Source organism: Pseudomonas sp. S09G 359 (assembly GCF_002843605.1).
Classification (GTDB): Bacteria; Pseudomonadota; Gammaproteobacteria; order Pseudomonadales; family Pseudomonadaceae; genus Aquipseudomonas.
In genome coordinates this window covers 1,236,480-1,253,356 of the sequence record NZ_CP025263.1, presented here as the reverse complement: position 1 = coordinate 1,253,356, position 16,877 = coordinate 1,236,480, and the positions used below count along the sequence as shown (strand labels likewise).

The window sequence follows — 16,877 nt, the reverse complement described above, 5'->3', positions numbered from 1 at the left end:
CCCCCGATGAGGGAGTGTCAGTAAGTGCATCTGCAGCTGACCCACTGCTATCGGGGGCAAGCCCCCTCCCACATTTGAACTTCAGTGTTCGTGAGGTCAGTGTTCGATCACTTCACCGCGCATCACCGCCAGCCTGGCAATCAACCGATTTTGCACCGGCACTGCAATCCCTTCGCTGTCCATCGACTTGATCAAATCCTCCACCAACGCATTAAAATCACTGCGGCTCACATTCTGGCCTTTGTGGCTCTCGGCCATGCTGTCGCCGGTGTAGGTGCACGGCCCGCCCGCTTCCACGCAGAACTGTTCGATCAGCTTATTGCGCAGGCGCTGGATGTCGATGCGTCGGAAGCGTTCGACAATGCGTTCATCCCGCGCAATGTTAAGCAACATGCCTTCGACAATCCGTGTAATGCCGGGCATGGCGCCAAGGTCGCGATACAGGCTGTCGTCCTTGGGCGGTTGCTGGGCGCAGGCACTCAGCAGCAGGGCAAACGCCAGTGGTAAAAAGCGCATCAGAAACTCCCCTGCACAGACAGGTAGGTGCCGTTCTGGTTATCCAGCGTGGCGATTTCGCCTAGGCGTGCGTAGGCCAACACAAACGACACATGCTTGTTGGGAAAGTAGCCGACAAACACATCGGCCCAATCGCTTTCGCCAGCAAAGGACAGGTTGTCGGGCTTCTCGCGGTACTCCACGCCCACGGCCCAGCGCGGGTTGAACAGCACCGCCACCGAGCCTTCCTTGAGCAGGCTGCGGCTATCACGGCGGTCGCCGCCAAAGCCGAGCAAGCCGGTTTCGTTGGCGCGGCTGTAGCGCAGGCTGCCGTTGACCAGCACGTTGTAGCCAAACGCGGCGCCCATGAACAAACGGCTGGCGGCCAAGTAGCCTTCGACGTCGCTGTCGCGCTTGGCGCCGACCAGCTTGGGGATGTCGAAGTTGGTCTGGTGCTTGTACTCCAGGCCCAATGACACCTGGGGCAAGCGGTCGTAGATCACATCACCAAACAGCCGCACCTTGAGGCCCAGTACGTCCTGGCCGAGGTTGTCCTCAGGCAGGTTGAGCTTGTGCACCAGCGTGCCGAGGTCGAAGCGTTGGCGAGCGAAAGACAGCTCGACCCGGTTGTCATAGGCCAGCGCCAGCCCGGCCACATCGAGGCGGTAGTCCGGCAGGTTGACCGTGGTGGCGAACGCCGTGGCACCCCACTCGTGTTGCTCACCATACCCGGCCAGCACCGCCCACGGCGTGATGCCGCCGCCCGCCGTGCCCTCGATGCTGCTGGCGCCGCCGGTGGCGATCAGGCGACCGTTATCGGCCAGACTCGTTTGCACAGTCAGGGCGGCCAGGCAGCCGATCAATAAATGACGCACGTCTAACACTCAATGAACCAAAGAAGTTTGCGCACTGAGGGGCAACGCCACCCAGGCTTCGAAAGCCTCGGCCCCCAGGGGCCGGCTGATCAGGTACCCCTGGGCCGTGTCGCACTGCCAGCGCTCCAGCAAGCGCAGGCTGTGGGCGTATTCGACGCCCTCGGCGACCACCTTGAGGCCCAGGTTGTGGCTCATCTCGATGGTGGAACGCACGATCACTGCGTCCTCACTGGTTTCATCGAGGTTGCGCACGAAGGATTGGTCGATCTTCAATTCCTGCACCGGCAAGCGCTTGAGGTGGGCCAGCGACGAATAGCCCGTGCCGAAGTCATCCACCGACAGGCTGATGCCACAGTCGCGCAGCAGGTGCAGGACCTTGAGGGCTTTTTCCGGTTCGCGCATCACCGCGCTCTCGGTGATCTCGAATACCAATTGCTCCGCCGGCAAGCCATAGCGACGCAACAGCGCCGAGACCCGATGGGCGAGCTCATCGCCGAGCAAATCGTCGGCCGAGATGTTCAGCGACAGTTGCAGGCACAGGCCGCGCCCGTTCCATTCGCACAACTGGCGAATGCCCTCCTCGATCACCCATTGGGTCAGCAACTGGATGCTGCCGCTGCGCTCGGCCAGGGGGATGAATTCCGCCGGCGAGACCATGCCGAACTGCGGGTGCTGCCAGCGCAACAAGGCTTCGGCCTGGCGCACGTGCCCCTGGCGAATATCCAGTTTGGGCTGGTAGTGCAGCAGCAGTTGACCCTGGCCGGGCGCGTGGCGCAGGTCGCGGATCAAGGTGATTTGCCGGCGGTGCGCGAGGTCACGGCCCTGCTCGTAGATGTGCAGGCGGCCGGGCATTTGCGCGGCGTCCTTCATCGCAATCGCCGCGCGCTCCAGCAGGGTGTGGGGGCTTTCGCCATCGGCCGGGTAAGCGGCGATGCCCAGGCGGCAGTCCAGCGCAAAGTCATGGCCGTTGATGCGCTGGGGGCGCAGCAACAGCTGCTGCAGTTTGTCGGCCAGGCCCACGGCCTCTTGACTGCCCGCGCCTTCGAGCAACAGCAGGAACTCATCGGCAATCAGGTGCGCCAGGGTATCGCCGGGGCGCAGGATGGCTTGCAGGCGCTGGCTGACGGTCAACAATAACTGGTCCGCGGCGTCCGGCCCGGCCGTCTCGCTGGCGGCGCGCAGGTTATCAATGCCCAGGTAAATCAACGCCATCGGCCGTTGCAGCGCAATCGAGCTGCCCAGGCGCTCCATGGCCAGCGCGCGGTTCGGCAGGCCGGTGAGGCGATCGTGCAGCGCGTTGTGTGCCAATTGGTGTTCACGCTCGGCGATCCCGCTTTGCATCGAGTTGACCGCATGGGCCAGGCGCCCCAGTTCATCGCTGCGCTTGAGCACCACCGGGGTCTGGTAGTCGCCCTGGCCGATGCGCTCGGCCGCCAGCGCCAGCGCCTGCACCGGTCGCGACACGGTACGCGCCAGCAGCAACGCGCCGATCAACGAAGCAACCAGCGCGATCAAAGCGATGCCGAGGATCTTTTCATCCAGCGGCACAAAAGCCTGCATCGCCGCATCCAGCGGGCTTTGCAGCAACGCCAGGACTTTGCCGTTCTCATCGCTGGCCAGCACCAGCGACTGGCTGAGGAAACTGTGTTCAAGGTGATCGGTGGTGGACACGCCACGGCGCGTCGAGTCGCCCTGCATCAGTTCGATGATGCTGTCGCGCAGCAGCGGTGGCTGGGTGCTGACCAACTCGCCGGGCTGGCCGTGATCTATCGCCAGGAAGGACACTTCCAGGTTACTCAACGAGCGCAATTCATCGGCAAACGCGCCGTCCATGCTGAAGCCCATCACCACCCGCGCAATCGGCAACGGCGCCAGCACCGAGGTCTCCACCAGCAAGTGCGGCTTGCCCTGCATGGGCACGATCAGCGTGGCCTGCCGATTGCGCCGCGCCTCGCGCAGCGCCTGGTCGTAGCGGAACGTCGAGCCTTCGGGCACTTCGTCGAGGGTGCTGGCCAAGACTTTGCCGTCCATGCCCAACAGGATCATGTCGCTGGCATTGATGCGCTTGCCGTGGTTGAGCAGCACCGAGCGCATCGTCGCCGAATCGCCACTGGCCACGGCATCGCGAAAGCCGAAGTCAGCGGCCAGCAGCTGAACGCCATCGGCCAGGCGCCGGCCACGCACTTCGAGCAGGCGTTCGAATACCCGCGTGCCGACCGCCAACTGCGCATGGGCCTGGCCCTGCACCGCCGATTGGGTCGCGACCTTGACGCTGAAATACAGTGCGCCGATCACCACCAGCGACAGCAGGATCAGAACGCAGGCGACCCGCGCCTGGAAGCTACTGCGCAGTTTCACGGGCAGCTCGGTTGAAGGCATCGCCAAACGCGCTTGGCGTAGGCGGCAGGTCTGCGGGGGCCGGCTCCAGGCTCAGCGTGACGCGGTGGGCAAGGCCCGCCGCCGGGACGTGCAAGGTGCCGCCATCCAACGGCTGCATATCCGCCAATTGCGGGTGCCACAGGGTGGCGTGGTAATCACCGGGCGGCAGCTGTTCCAGGCGCACCCGGCCCTGGGCGTCGCTGACGCCGAAATGAGCGTCATCGGTAACGTAGATATAGCCGAGCATCCAGTCATGGATATTGCAGCCCAGCACCACTACGCCGGGTTTGTCGAACAACAGCGGGGCGGCGGGTGTGCCTTCATACAGGCGCAATTCGAAGCGTTTGGCACTGGAAAAGGAATACACCTGATGGCGGATGTTGTCGCTGTTGGGGAAGCGCACTTGCGTGCCGGTATGCACGACCAGCACATGGGGAGCGAAGCGTTGGCCGCGCTGGTCCATCTCAGCCTTGAGCACACCTGCTGGCGCGCCGGCCGGGCCTTGCAGGGTCACGACCGCATCCGCCACCGGGCTGCCATCGGCCTGCTGCAGCAAGACCTCAAGCGTGGCCGCCGAGACAGGCCCGGCCACCATCAGCAACAACACCACACGCGAAACAAGATGAATAATCGGGGCCATGGAAGATCCGCAAAAAATAAAAAAGAGCGGCCAGCCTTGGCGCAACGATAGCGGTCATGATGCCGCAAGCAAGGCAATATGCCATCACAGAATACGCAGAGATTTGTGACCGTTGGTCGGTAAAAACCTATGCAATCGGTCAAGCTCTGTAGAGGTTATCGACCACATGGAGAGAATCTGTAGGCCATCGGAGGGGGGTTTTAGACAGGCATGGGTTCGCGGCGCATCCACATTTCAAACGCCATGGCGTTCAACGGCCGGCTAATCAGGTAGCCCTGGGCGGTGTCGCAATTCCACTGCTTGAGCAACTTGAGGCTGGGCTCGAACTCGACCCCTTCGGCCACAACCTTGAGCCCAAGGTTGTGGCTCATCTCGATGGTGGAACGCACGATCACCGCGTCGCCGCTGGTGCTGTTGAGGTTACGCACGAAGGACTGGTCGATCTTCAACTCCTGTACCGGCAGGCGCTGCAATTGCGCCAGCGAAGAATAGCCAGTGCCGAAATCATCCACCGACAGGCTGATACCGCAACCGCGCAGTTGCTCCAGCACGCTGAGGGCCTGCTGCGGGTTATGCATGATCGCGCTTTCGGTGATCTCGAAAATCAGCTGCTGGGCCTGCACGCCATACTGCGTGAGCAAGGTGGTGACGCGAATCGCCAGGTCGTCATCGGCCAGGTCGTCCACCGAGATATTCACCGACAACTGAATATGCATGCCACGTTGCCCCCACTCGCCGATCTGGCGGATGGCTTCTTCTATCACCCAGAGTGTCAGCCCGCCCATGCTGCCGGTGCGCTCGGCCAAGGGGATAAATTCGGCGGGCGACACCAGCCCGAGCGTGGGGTGTTGCCAGCGCAACAGGGCTTCGGCCTGGAGCACATGGCCGTGCTTGAGGTCGAGCTTGGGCTGGTAACACAGGTACAACTCGCCTTCTGCAGCGGCCCGGCGCAAGTCGCGGATCAGGGTGATCTGGCGCTGGTGGGCGAGGTCGCGGTCCTGCTGGTAGATCTGCAGATGGCCGGGAAGCGACGCCGCATCATGCCGGGCGATGGCCGCGCGGCTGATCAACTCTTCCACCTGCTGGCCGTCGGCGGGATACGCGGCGATGCCGATGCTCACTTCGTGGCGCAGTTCGTCGTTGCCGATGCGCTGGGGTTCAGTGAGCAGTGCATAGAGGCGGTCGGCGCGTGCCACTGCGCGGTCAATCTCGGTATTTTCCAGCAACAGCAGGAACTCGCTGCCGGTGATGCGGGCTGCGGTGTCGCTGGCCAGCAGGCTCATGGACAGGCAGCGGCTGGCTTCGCGCATCATCTCCTCGACGCCCTCGGGGCCGAAACCTTCGTTGATCGCCCGGTAGTTCTCGATCCCCAGGTACAGCAACACCACCGGCCGTCGCGCACTGATCGCGCTGCCCAGGCGCTCCATGGCCAAGGCGCGGTTGGGCAGGCCGGTGAGCGGATCATGCAAGGCGTTATGCGCCAATTGCCGCTCGCGCACCGCGATGCCGCTTTGCATGGCGTTGAAGGCGCGGGCCAGCAAGCCGAACTCGTCGTGGCTGCGCACCCGCACCGGCGTGCGGTAATCACCAGCGCCGATACGCCCGGCGGCCTCCACCAGCGCATTCAACGGCCGCGATACGCGACGCGCCAGGAACAGCGCGCCGCCCAACGACACCACCAGCACGGCCAGGGCAATCCCGAGGAACTGCCGGTCCAGTGGCGCAAAGGATTCCAGGGCGTGGTCCAGCGGGCTCTGCAGCAACACCCGCACTTCATCGCCATCGCCGGTGTTGGCCAGTGATAGCACCTGGCTGAGCACGCGTTCACCGTAAAACTGGTCGATCTGTGGCTCGGGGTTGCGGTGCCCCTCGCGCAGCAAGCTGAGGGTAGCGGCCTGATAGGCATCAGGCTGGGTGCTGGACAACGGACCGGGCGTGCCGTTTTGCACGCTGAGGAACGACACCTCCAGGTTGCTCATGGAGCGCAGTTCATTGGCGAACAGCTTGTCCATGGGAAAGCCCATCACCACCCGCGCGATGGGCAATGGGTCGAGCACTTCGTCCTGCACCAGCAGGTAGGGGCGACCGTCCATGGCCACGATCAGCATCTGCAAACCGCTGCGCCGCGCGTGGCGCAGGGCGTCGTCATATGGGAAGGACTGGCCGCGAGTGAGGATGGGCAAGGTGCTGACCATGACCTTGCCATCCAGGCCCAGCACAAACACTTCACTGGCGCGGATGCCGGTGCCATGTCGGCGCAGGGCGGCCAGAATGGGCACGGTCTGGCCGTTGGCCACGGCCTGTTTGAATGGGCCGTCGACAGTCAGCCAGTCGAGGCCGTATTGCAGGCGGCGGCCACGCAGGTCGAGCAGGCGTTCGAACACTTGGCTACCGGTTTTGAGTTGGACTTGGGCCTGGTTTTCCACAGCACGGGAGGTGGCGGCCTTGACGGCAAAATAAGTCGCGGCGACGACCACCAGCAGTAATAGCGCTAAGACCCCGGCAATGCGGGTTTGAAACGTGTGGCGCCAGCTCATTGCAGTGCCCTCTGGCAGCGTTCGCCTTTCTCTGCCACTACGTCCCTTTGTCATATGCTTTCCTGGCAACTGCTGACTTTGTGTCAAAAAAATATCCATTTTAATGGAGTATTTGAGTTAAGCAGATTAGCTGGGAGTTGGGGGGAGCGCACCCAAGAAATACGGGGATTTTGGTGACGGTTTATTGGCGACAGAGGCTTGGCTTGGCTTTTTTTTTGGGGGGGGGGTGGTGTACATATCCGTTATTTGGATAACGGCGGGTTATGGTTCCGCTCTTACAGCGGCTCACTTTTGAAGAGCGCAAAAGTAAGCAAAACGCTCTTGCCCCACCACTCGGCACCTCGCCTAGGCTCGGTGTGCCCGAAAACAGGTACTACTCCGCGGGCCGCCGCGACGGGGCGTCCCTGCCCCGTCGCGGCTAAACCGGCGTCCTGCCGGTTTACCCGCTCCGTACTACCTGTTTTCGGCCAGCGTGGTTAACGGGGCGCCTGAGGTCAAGATCACAAGCCAGAGCAAAAGCAAGATCAAAAGCAGGCTGATATCTACCTGATGTATGAAGATCAAATGTGGGAGGGGGCTTGCCCCCGATGAGGGTGGGTCAGTTACAGATGCACTCACTGACACACCCTCATCGGGGGCAAGCCCCCTCCCACATTTTTGACCCAGCACGACACAAAAATCGGGTCGGATCTAAGGCCGCCGCGCATTGCTTTGGATTTTGAATAAGCCGCCGTTATCGCAGCAACGGCTATGTACTCAATCAAACACACCGAGCCCGCATAAAATCCCCCCACCTACGCACCAGGTAGTTGTGCTCATCCATCACCGAATTCCACACGGCAATGTGCCCCATGCGCTGTTCGTAGGAACCGCCATCGCGCACCTCGCCCACATCGATCAGCGGCAGCCCATCACTGCCCAACAACTCCTCCCGAGCAGGCTTCCCGGCATACCAGTAATCCCACTCCGCGCTGCTGAGGTGATCGCGACTACGCGCCGGGTTCCCGATGTAGTAACCCTGGCGTGCCATGACCGCGCCAGGCCAACCCGACAGCCACCAATTGAGATAGGCATACGCCGCATCCAACACCGGCCCCTGAGCATGGCGCGACAAGGACAACCCACCAAACCAGGCACGATAGCCTTCGCGAGGCACCGCCAGACGATACTTCACCCCAGCCCGATGCAAGCGCATCAAGGTCGGCGACCACAAACTCTGGATATCAATGCTCGGGCTAAGCATCAGTTGCGCCGCTTCTTCGTCATCCGACCAGAACGCCGCAAAATGCCCTTCCTTCTGTTTGCGCACCAGGATATCGGCCAGCACATCGATCTCCTCGATGCTCATATTGCCGATGTCCTTGAAGCTCGCCAGCCCTGCCCCCTGCACGGCCAGCGCGGCATCCAGGGCGCCGATGGCGGCGTCGCTCTGCAGCGCCGTGCGCGCACGCCAGGCCGGGTCGAGTAACCAGCCCCAGCTTTCATTGCCGTGGCAAAAACCCTCGGGCAAGCGCTCAGGCCGGTAGGCGAAGCTGTCAGCGTTGTGGGTCAGGGGCAACATGCTGATGCGCTCGGTGACCGTGCTGCCCAGGCTGCCATCGTGCTGCACGAACAGCCGCTCGCTGGGCACGCTGCCGCTGCCCAGGCGGTCATCGGGCGACAGGCGCCCGCGCTTGGGCAGGTCATTGATCTCGTGCCACAGCGCAATGCGCCGCGTGTCGATGGGCTGGATCGCCCGCGCCGGCCACACGAAGTCGACGTTGTGAAACCACTGGTCGTACAGGTCGTAGCTGTCGGGCTGCATCACCGCGATGCGCTGGGCCTGTTCGACGTCATGCACCTGGTACACCAGGCGAATGCCCAGTTCCTGCTCGGCGCGCACGCGCAGGCATTCCAGCAAGGTCACCGAGGTGCCGAGGACGCGTAAGGTGATCATGCCGCGAACCGCCGGGAGAACACGTGAAAGGAGCGGCGCAGTTGCTCGGCGTCGAGACCACGCAGGATAAACACCAGGCGCGATTGGCGGTCGGTGCCTGGCCAAGCAGGCAAGTGCACCGGGGCATGCAGGCAATGCTGCACACCATGAATGACGATGGGGGCGTTACTGGCGTTCACGTTGAGCAGCCCTTTGACACGAAGGATTCGTTCGCCGTGGCATCTTAACAGCATCGACAACCACACCCCGAAACCCACCCAGTCCAGCGGCTGGTCGAACGTCAGGCTGCACACCTGCGCGGCGCCATGGGTGACGCTGGTGGCTTGATGCAGTTGCCAGCGGCTGACTTCCACCGCCGGTTCGGCGCTGCGCAGGCCTTCGCCGAGCAGCAGCTGGTCGCCGCTGTGGATATCTTGAGTGGCGAAAATGGGCGTACCGGCGTTCAGCCCGTGCAGGTGCGCGCGTAACTCAGTGCAATCGCCCTCAATATCAGTCTTGCTCAGCAGCAGGCGATCCGCAGCGGCCACCTGCGCCAGCCATTCCGGGTGCAGGCGTTCCTGCTGGGCGGCGTGGCTGGCGTCGACCAGGGTGATCACCAGGCCGATATGGAAACGCCCACGCAGTTGTACGTCGTTGTTCAAGGTCGCAAGGATCGGCGCCGGGTCGGCCAGGCCGGTGGTCTCCAGGATCACCCGCTTGAACGCGGGGATTTCACCACGCTCGCGGCGTTGCAGCAGGCCGAGCAGCGCGTCTTTCAGCTCGCCACGGATCGAGCAACAGATGCAGCCGCTGGGCAGCAACACAGTGTTCGGCCCCACTTCTTCGACCAGCAGATGGTCGATGCCGACATCCCCGAATTCGTTGATCAGCAACGCCGTGTCGCCGAGGCTTTCGCCTTGCAGCAGGCGCTTGAGCAAGGTGGTTTTGCCACTGCCGAGGAAGCCGGTGATGACATTAAGGGCGATGCTCATGGGGCTGACTCCAAGTGATCCAACAGATGCGGATCGAGAGGGTCCAACGGCCGACCCAACATGCTTTCAGCCGCCTGCCAGAGTTGATCCAGGCCGCTCGCCAGCTCTTGCTTGCCGGTAGCACCCAGGAGCAAATACGACGCGCCCTGGAAGTCTTCGACCTTGAGCCGGAACACCGCCAGCACCTGGTTGATGGCGGCGATACGGCGCAGGCGCTCGCGGCGCCGGGGCAGTTCATCGCCCAGGGGGTCGCTCCAGTGCAGGTCTTCGCCGAGCAATCCACAGAGTCCGCACATGGCTACACCTCACTCATGGCATGACATCGCCGGAGTTCGGGCCCAGGGTCTGGCCAACAAACAGATTGCCGCCCGGCTCACTGGCCAGCAGCACGGCGGTGGGCGCCACTTCATCCGCCAGGCCGAAGCGGCCCAGGGGCAGCTCCTTGGCCTTGGCGCGCTTCCAGTCGTCGCTGATGCCACCCACCAGCGGCGTCTCGATCGGCCCCGGCGCAATGGCGTTGACCAGCACATTGTCCTTGGCCACTTCCAGTGCGAGGGACTTGGTAAAGCCGATCACCCCGGCCTTGGCGGCGGCGTAGTGAGTGAGTTCCGCGCCGCCCTTGATACCCAGTTGCGAGGCGACGTTGATGATCCGCCCCCAACGTTGCGCCAGCATGTGCGGCAAGGCACGCTGGCTGGCGACGAATACGCTGGTGAGGTCGACGCGCAGCATGTCGTTCCACATCTCGATGCTCAGGTCGACGCAACGCGCCTGGGTGAGCATGCCGGCGTTGTTGACCAGGATGTCTATGCCGCCGAAGTGTTCGACGCAACGGTCGACACTGGCCTGGGCGCCTTCGACGGTGCCGACATCGGCCAGGCACTCGACCACCTCGGCACCGAGGTTGCGGCAGGTGATCGCGGTTTCGGCAAGGCTCGCAGCGTTGCGGTCGGCCAGCACCAGGCGAGCGCCTTCGGCAGCGTAGGCCCGGGCGATGGCGGCACCGATGCCGCTGCCGGCACCGGTGATGACGGCGCGGCGGTTGGTGAGTTGAGGCATAGTAAACTCCTTAAATAAGCAAACTGCGGATGCAGTCCAATGTGGGAGCGGGCTTGCTCGCGAATGCGTCGTGTCAGTCGGCGCATATGGAACTGATCCACCGCATTCGCGAGCAAGCCCGCTCCCACATTTGGGCAGAGTTCGGCTTAAAGCTGACGTTAATCCGGCCAGCGCACAGTCAGGCCGCCATCGATGATGATGCTTTGGCCGGTCAGATAACTCGACGCCTCACTGGTCAAGAACTGCACCAGCGACGCCACTTCATCCGCGCGCCCTACCCGCCCCAGCGGAATCGCGCGCGCGGCTTTCGCCAAGCCCTCCGGCCCCAGCGAGTTCTTTGCATCCAACGACTGTGGCGTCTCGATCAGCCCGGGGATCACCGCATTGCAGCGAATGCCCTTGGCCGCCAGCTCCACCGCCAGCGACCGGCACAAGCCCGGCACACCGGCCTTGGCCGCCGCGTAATGGCTGTGTTCCTGCCAGCCATACACGCCGCCGGCAATCGACGAAATCGCCACCAGCGCGCCGCCCTCGCCCATGTGCCTGGCCGCCGCACGGAAGGTGCGCATCACCCCCGTCAGGTCGACATTGAGCATCTCGTCCCACAGCGCATCGGTCATTTCCAGCAAAGGCGCACGACGCAGCAGGCCGGCGTTGGCCACGGCGTAGTCCAAGCGGCCGAAATGCGCCACGCCAGCGTCCGCCAGTGCGTCCACCGACGCCGTATCGCCCACATCCAAAGGCAGCATCAGGCATTCGCCGCCGGCTTCTTCCACCAGTGCAACGGTGGTGTGCGGGTCATGGGGATCGGCCGGGTAATACCCGCCGACCACCGCCACGCCGACGCGCGCGTATGCCACGGCGAGGGCTTGGCCGATGCCGCTGGCGGCACCGGTAATCAAGGCAACTTTACGGCTCATCAAACACTCCTTACTGAACGGTTTCCGGGCGCACGTGGCGGGCGGCAAACATCAGCACGCCGGACAAAAAGCACGGCACGGCGCCAAACCACAGTGCGGCGGTCTGCCAGTCGCTGCCGGCGGACAACACCTGGGTGGCGCCAAAACCTGCGACCACCGCACCAATCGGGCCCATGGCATGGATGATCGCGCCACCGGTGGCGCGGATGCTGGTAGGAAAACTTTCACTGATAAAGAACAGCGCCGCCGAGTACGGCCCGATCAGGAAGAACAGGCCCAGGCTGTACAGCCCGACCACCATCGCCATATTGCTCGGGCCAAACAGCATCCCGGCAAACGCCAGCCCGCCGAGCATCCAGCCCAGGCCGATGACATTGCGGCGGCCGATCTTGTCGCCCATCCAGCCGTGGCTGAGGTAGCCGCAGTAGCCCACCAGGTTCGACAGCACGAGGATGATCAGCGAGTTTTCGAACGAGATGTGGTGCACGCTGACGATCACCGAAGTGCCCAACACACTGAACACCTGGATCGCCGCCCAGTTGAGCAACAGCGCGGCGCCGATCACCAGCGTGGCGCGGCGGGCCGGGCCACGGAAGGCAGCTTTGAGGCCGGCCTTGCTGTGTTCGTCGTAATCCACGCCGTAGGTCACGGCGACGTTTTGCGCCTCTTTCACCGCGCCGCTTTTACGCAGCTCGCTGATACGCTGGTGGATCTGGAACTGCGGGCTCTCCTTGAGCTTGCGCGCCATGATCGCGATCACCACCGCCGGGATCGCGGCGAAGATAAAGCAGCCCTGCCAGCCAATGACCGGCAGCAGCAACGCAGTCAACCCGGCGGCGATCAACGCGCCGACCGGCCAGCCGCCCTGCACCAGGCTGTAGATAAAGCCGCGACGCTTGGTCAGCCGCGGGTCTTCCGACGCACCATAGAGCTCGGTCAAGTAGGTAGCATTGACCGTTTCTTCGGCATACCCGAGGCCGCCCAACGAACGGATCAGAATCAGCGGCGACTTGCCCCACGCCCCGCCAATCGCGGTCAGTGCCGAGCACAGCGCGGAACCGGCCACGGTGAAAATAATCCCTTTGCGACGCCCCAGTTTGTCGACGATCGGGCCGATGGCCAAGGCGACGACGGCGGTACCTACCGCCACCCAGGTCGCGATTTCAGCTTGCTCCACTTCACCCCAGCCAAAGTGCCGGCCGATCTCCGGCAACAGGGTGCCGAACAGGATGAAGTCATACACCGCAAACACCCAGGCGAAAAACGCGATCCAGGTGGCAAAGCGCACCTCTTGGGACGTCAGTTGCCGGGGTTTCCAGCCAGTCAGGTCAAGCTTGTTGTAGATGGACATAAATCGCGCCTCGGGGGTGGGTGAGTGTCAGGTACGCGGTTGGCGGCGGATAAAGTCGTCGGCGATTTCGTCGAAGGTGACGAAGCGCACGCCGGCATGGCTCTGGATGTGTTCGATCAGGCGTTCCAGCATCAGCAGCACTTGCGGGCGGCCGGAGACGTCGGGGTGGATGGTCATGGTGAACACCGCGTGTTCGTGTTCGCGGTAGACCCAGTCGAACTGGTCGCGCCACATTTCTTCAAGGTGACGCGGGTTGACGAAGCCGTGGCTGTTGGGCGCCTTTTTGATGAACATCATCGGCGGCAGGTCGTCGAGGTACCAGTTGGCCGGGATCTCCACCAGATCGGTTTCTTCGCCGCGCACCAGGGGTTTCATCCAGGTGTCGGGGTGCTGGCTGTAGTCGATCTTGGTCCAGCTGTCGCCCTTGCGTACGTAGTAGGGGTGGAAGTCGTTGTGCATCAGGCTGTGGTCGTACTTGATGCCTTTTTTCAGCAGCAGCTCGTTGGTGACCTTGCTGAATTCCCACCATGGCGCGACGTAACCGGTTGGGCGTTTGCCGGTGACCTGGGTGATCAGCTCGATGGATTTATCCAGGACGATTTCTTCCTGCTCCGCCGTCATCGCAATCGGGTTTTCATGGCTGTAGCCATGCACGCCGATTTCGTGGCCGGCGTCGGCTACGGCCTTCATTTGCTCGGGGAAGGTTTCCATCGAGTGGCCGGGGATAAACCAGGTGGTGCGCAGGCCGTAGCGTTCGAACAATTTGAGCAGGCGCGGCGCGCCGATTTCACCGGCGAACAGGCCACGGGAAATGTCATCGGGCGAGTCTTCGCCGCCGTAGGAACCGAGCCAGCCGGCGACGGCGTCAACGTCGACGCCAAATGCACAGAGGATGTCTTTAGCCATGGTGTGTCTCCTTAAATGTGAAGTACGGATTCGACGGACAGGGCCGCGCGCAACAGGCGTGCGTCTTCGCCCGTCGGGGCGCTGAGCAGCAGCCCGGTCGGCAGGCCCAGGGCGTCACGGCCGCTGGGCAGGCTGACGCCGGGCATGTCGAGCAAGCTGCCAGGCATGGTCAGTCGCAGGGTGGCGAGGTTGGTGCTGGCAAAGAGGTCGGCGTCGGCTTCCAGCGCGGCCAGCGCCGGGGCGACGTGGGCGACCGTCGGGGTGATCAGGAGGGCGCCGTCGAGGTCGTCGATCAGTTGTTGCTGCAAGCGACGGCGCGCGTCGGTGAGGTACAGCAATTGGCTGGCCGGCAGATTGCGCGCGGCTTCCAGGCGACGGCGTACGCGCGGGTCGAGCTGCTGCGCGTCAGGGCTGTCGAGCAAGGCTTGGTGCAGGGCAAAGGCTTCGAATGAGCCGAGCCAGCCGTGATGCTTGATCAGGTCCAGGGTGGCCTGGAAGGTCGCGCAGGGGCGCAGTTCGACCAATGCACCGGCGGCCTTCAGTTGGTCCACCGCGCGCAGCAGGTTATTGCGCACGGCGGGTTCGAGGTCTTCCAGCGCGCCTTGCTCCAGCACCAAACGCTGGCCCTTGAGGCTGCGGGCGATATGGCTTTGGCGACGGCCGTGGAGCAGGTCGTCGATGGCCAGCGTATCGCGCACGCTGTGGGTCAGCGGGCCGAGGCTGTCGAGGCTGTGCGCCAGCGGGAACACACCGTCGCGGCTGTAGCGTCGGCTGCTGCTGCGATAACCCACCAGGCCGTTGAGGGCGGCGGGAATGCGAATGGAGCCGGCGGTGTCGGTGCCCATGGCAATCGGCACAATGCCAGCGGCGACGGCCACGGCCGAACCGGACGACGACCCTCCGGGGATACGCGGTTGATCAGTGCCGTGAGGGTTGTGCGGCGTGCCGAAATGCGGGTTCAGGCCCAGCCCGGAATACGCCAGCTCGCTGAGGTTGGTCTTGCCAACGCTGACCATCCCGGCGCGGCACAGCAGGCCCACACTCGGTGCGTCCAGCAAGGCGGCGGGCGCGTTGCGACGGTAGGCGGCGCCGGCGGTGGTGATGCTGCCGGCCACGTCGTACAGGTCTTTCCACGCCAGCGGCACACCGTCGAATACGCTCAACGGTTGCTCGGCACGCCAGCGCCCGGCGCTCGCTTCGGCTTCGCGACGGGCGCGCTCGGCCGTCAAGGAGATAAATACGCTGGCCGAACGGCTCGCCTGCTCGAGTGCGTGTTCGAGGGCTTGCACCGGGTCGCTGCGGCCGCTGGCGAAAGCCTCGGCCATTGAGGTGGCGTCTGAGGTGGCGTCTGACATCGGATCAAACCTCTAAAACGTACATATTAATAAAATGTACATTTTACAAAGGCAGATTTCGTGCCAGTCTCTGTCTGTGGTTTTTAAGCTAACCCGGGTTTATCCCCCATAGCTGCGGGATAGATGGTTTTGCACAGGGCCAAAAAAACCGGCGACACACTGGGAATGGACCGCCAATGAAATAATGTATCTTTTATTAATAAGTACATTTTGGTGCAGAAAAGTAACATTCCCACACCCACGGCCCCAAAAAAGTGCCACCGACGTGGCGCAGAGTGACAGGTGCATCTATGAGAGAATCCCCGGCCACCGACCTCTTGACCTCAGAGAACGCAATGAAAGCAGTGTCCGCCTCGGCCTCCCGTTACGCGATGATTCATCAGGTATTGCGTGATGCGATCGTCAACGGCACCGCCCGTCATGGGCTGGTGTTGCTTGAGGCACCGCTGGCCGAATTGTTCGGTACCAGCCGCGTGCCGGTGCGCAAGGCGCTGGACCTGCTGCATGCAGAAGGCTTGATCTGCCGCTTCAATGGCCGTGGTTACCTGATCAACCCCGAAGGCCTGGCCATGGAGCCACTGCGCCTGCCCCTGAGCCATGCACACCTGGGCCTCAACGGTGACGACGAGCTGGTGGACACGCGGCCGCTGGGAGAGCGGATCGTCGAGGAAATCGGCGCGGCGCTGTCCACCTGCATTGCCTTCGGCCATTACCGTCTGGACGAGCAAACCGCCGCCGACCACTACGGCGTCAGCCGCGCGGTGGTACGTGAAGCACTGATGCGCCTGCGCGACCGTGGCCTGGTGGAAAAAGAGCCCTACTCCCAGTGGCTGGCCGGGCCCCTGACCGCGCGCGAAGTGACCGAAGACTACGAACTGCGCGCCTGCCTGGAACCCGAAGCCCTGCGCCAAAGCGCACCCGCCCTCGACCGCGAGCAACTCGAAGCCATGTTGCAGCGCGTGCTGGACGCCCAGGACAACCCCCAGTGCAGCCTGGAAGCCATCGAACAGATCGAAGAAGACTTGCACCAGCACTGCCTGGCCGGCCTGCAAAACCGCAAGATTGCCGCGCTGATCCGCCAGGGCCAGAGCCCGATGATCATCAGCCGGATCTTTCATCGTTTACTGGGGATCGGCGCCGATCCCGCCATGCTCGCCGAACATCGCCTGATCCTGGAATTGTTGCTGCACGGTGCCTTTGATGCCGCTGCGCTGAACCTGCGGGAGCATTTGCAGCGGGCGCGGCAGCGGATGTTGCAGCGCCTCAAGGTGCTCTCCGTACTGCCAGAACAGCCCTTACCCGCCTACCTCCACAAAATCAGCTGACCTCATGCGGTGAAATATGTGGGAGCGGGCTTGCTCGCGAATGCGGTGGGTCAGTCAGCGATGTATTGGCTGACCCATCGCATTCGCGAGCAAGCCCGCTCCCACACTGATAATTTTATGCAATATGT

The 16,877-nt window shown here is 63.2% G+C and carries 14 protein-coding genes; 1 reads left to right on the top strand and 13 read right to left on the bottom strand.

What is annotated here, in order from left to right:
• Positions 1–96: 96 nt before the first annotated feature.
• The 13 genes from CXQ82_RS05605 to CXQ82_RS05545 form a co-directional block, all read right to left on the bottom strand.
• Complete coding sequence (locus CXQ82_RS05605) at positions 97–516, bottom strand: group 1 truncated hemoglobin (protein ID WP_101266894.1); 420 nt, start codon at positions 514–516, stop codon at positions 97–99.
• On the bottom strand, positions 516–1,379 hold the full coding sequence (locus tag CXQ82_RS05600) for a DUF3034 family protein (RefSeq protein WP_371917337.1): 864 nt from the start codon (positions 1,377–1,379) through the stop codon (positions 516–518). Before CXQ82_RS05600 ends, CXQ82_RS05605 begins: the two co-directional genes overlap by 1 nt.
• Positions 1,380–3,728 (bottom strand): bifunctional diguanylate cyclase/phosphodiesterase, encoded by a 2,349-nt coding sequence (locus tag CXQ82_RS05595; protein ID WP_101266890.1) that lies wholly within the window; start codon positions 3,726–3,728, stop codon positions 1,380–1,382.
• The gene (locus CXQ82_RS05590) at positions 3,712–4,389 is read right to left on the bottom strand and encodes a methylamine utilization protein (RefSeq protein WP_101266888.1); all 678 of its coding nucleotides are present in this window, start codon (positions 4,387–4,389) and stop codon (positions 3,712–3,714) included. The genes CXQ82_RS05595 and CXQ82_RS05590 overlap by 17 nt, the downstream gene beginning before the upstream one ends.
• Positions 4,390–4,589: 200 nt before the next feature.
• Positions 4,590–6,926, bottom strand: coding sequence for a bifunctional diguanylate cyclase/phosphodiesterase (locus CXQ82_RS05585; protein ID WP_101266886.1), 2,337 nt, complete (start codon positions 6,924–6,926; stop codon positions 4,590–4,592).
• A 760-nt stretch (positions 6,927–7,686) separates the two neighbouring features.
• Positions 7,687–8,862, bottom strand: a complete 1,176-nt coding sequence (locus CXQ82_RS05580) for a PotD/PotF family extracellular solute-binding protein (RefSeq protein ID WP_101266884.1) — start codon at positions 8,860–8,862, stop codon at positions 7,687–7,689.
• The gene (locus CXQ82_RS05575; RefSeq protein ID WP_101266882.1) at positions 8,859–9,833 is read right to left on the bottom strand and encodes a GTP-binding protein; all 975 of its coding nucleotides are present in this window, start codon (positions 9,831–9,833) and stop codon (positions 8,859–8,861) included. The genes CXQ82_RS05580 and CXQ82_RS05575 overlap by 4 nt, the downstream gene beginning before the upstream one ends.
• Entirely contained in the window at positions 9,830–10,129 is a 300-nt protein-coding gene (locus tag CXQ82_RS05570) for a hypothetical protein (protein ID WP_101266880.1), read from the bottom strand. The genes CXQ82_RS05575 and CXQ82_RS05570 overlap by 4 nt, the downstream gene beginning before the upstream one ends.
• A 13-nt stretch (positions 10,130–10,142) precedes the next feature.
• Complete coding sequence (locus CXQ82_RS05565; protein ID WP_101266878.1) at positions 10,143–10,892, bottom strand: SDR family NAD(P)-dependent oxidoreductase; 750 nt, start codon at positions 10,890–10,892, stop codon at positions 10,143–10,145.
• Between the two features lie 158 nt (positions 10,893–11,050).
• Positions 11,051–11,812, bottom strand: a complete 762-nt coding sequence (locus CXQ82_RS05560; protein ID WP_101266876.1) for an SDR family NAD(P)-dependent oxidoreductase — start codon at positions 11,810–11,812, stop codon at positions 11,051–11,053.
• A gap of 10 nt (positions 11,813–11,822) precedes the next feature.
• The gene (locus CXQ82_RS05555) at positions 11,823–13,163 is read right to left on the bottom strand and encodes an MFS transporter (RefSeq protein ID WP_101266874.1); all 1,341 of its coding nucleotides are present in this window, start codon (positions 13,161–13,163) and stop codon (positions 11,823–11,825) included.
• Between the two features lie 27 nt (positions 13,164–13,190).
• Positions 13,191–14,069, bottom strand: coding sequence for a polysaccharide deacetylase (locus CXQ82_RS05550; protein WP_003234086.1), 879 nt, complete (start codon positions 14,067–14,069; stop codon positions 13,191–13,193).
• Positions 14,070–14,080: 11 nt separating this feature from the next.
• Positions 14,081–15,424, bottom strand: a complete 1,344-nt coding sequence (locus tag CXQ82_RS05545; protein ID WP_101266872.1) for an amidase — start codon at positions 15,422–15,424, stop codon at positions 14,081–14,083.
• Between the two features lie 335 nt (positions 15,425–15,759).
• Between CXQ82_RS05545 and CXQ82_RS05540 the strand changes: the two genes are divergently transcribed.
• Complete coding sequence (locus CXQ82_RS05540; RefSeq protein ID WP_101266870.1) at positions 15,760–16,749, top strand: GntR family transcriptional regulator; 990 nt, start codon at positions 15,760–15,762, stop codon at positions 16,747–16,749.
• The last annotated feature ends 128 nt before the right edge of the window (positions 16,750–16,877 follow it).

What these genes read in the sequence shown, in the direction of transcription:
- CXQ82_RS05585 (WP_101266886.1), bottom strand. Translation starts at nt 6,926, where the DNA reads ATGAGCTGGCGCCACACGTTTCAAACCCGCATTGCCGGGGTCTTAGCG.
- CXQ82_RS05580 (WP_101266884.1), bottom strand. Translation starts at nt 8,862, where the DNA reads ATGATCACCTTACGCGTCCTCGGCACCTCGGTGACCTTGCTGGAATGC.
- CXQ82_RS05560 (WP_101266876.1), bottom strand. Translation starts at nt 11,812, where the DNA reads ATGAGCCGTAAAGTTGCCTTGATTACCGGTGCCGCCAGCGGCATCGGC.
- CXQ82_RS05565 (WP_101266878.1), bottom strand. Translation starts at nt 10,892, where the DNA reads ATGCCTCAACTCACCAACCGCCGCGCCGTCATCACCGGTGCCGGCAGC.
- CXQ82_RS05550 (WP_003234086.1), bottom strand. Translation starts at nt 14,069, where the DNA reads ATGGCTAAAGACATCCTCTGTGCATTTGGCGTCGACGTTGACGCCGTC.
- CXQ82_RS05575 (WP_101266882.1), bottom strand. Translation starts at nt 9,833, where the DNA reads ATGAGCATCGCCCTTAATGTCATCACCGGCTTCCTCGGCAGTGGCAAA.
- CXQ82_RS05555 (WP_101266874.1), bottom strand. Translation starts at nt 13,163, where the DNA reads ATGTCCATCTACAACAAGCTTGACCTGACTGGCTGGAAACCCCGGCAA.
- CXQ82_RS05540 (WP_101266870.1), top strand. Translation starts at nt 15,760, where the DNA reads ATGAAAGCAGTGTCCGCCTCGGCCTCCCGTTACGCGATGATTCATCAG.
- CXQ82_RS05605 (WP_101266894.1), bottom strand. Translation starts at nt 516, where the DNA reads ATGCGCTTTTTACCACTGGCGTTTGCCCTGCTGCTGAGTGCCTGCGCC.
- CXQ82_RS05570 (WP_101266880.1), bottom strand. Translation starts at nt 10,129, where the DNA reads ATGTGCGGACTCTGTGGATTGCTCGGCGAAGACCTGCACTGGAGCGAC.
- CXQ82_RS05590 (WP_101266888.1), bottom strand. Translation starts at nt 4,389, where the DNA reads ATGGCCCCGATTATTCATCTTGTTTCGCGTGTGGTGTTGTTGCTGATG.
- CXQ82_RS05545 (WP_101266872.1), bottom strand. Translation starts at nt 15,424, where the DNA reads ATGTCAGACGCCACCTCAGACGCCACCTCAATGGCCGAGGCTTTCGCC.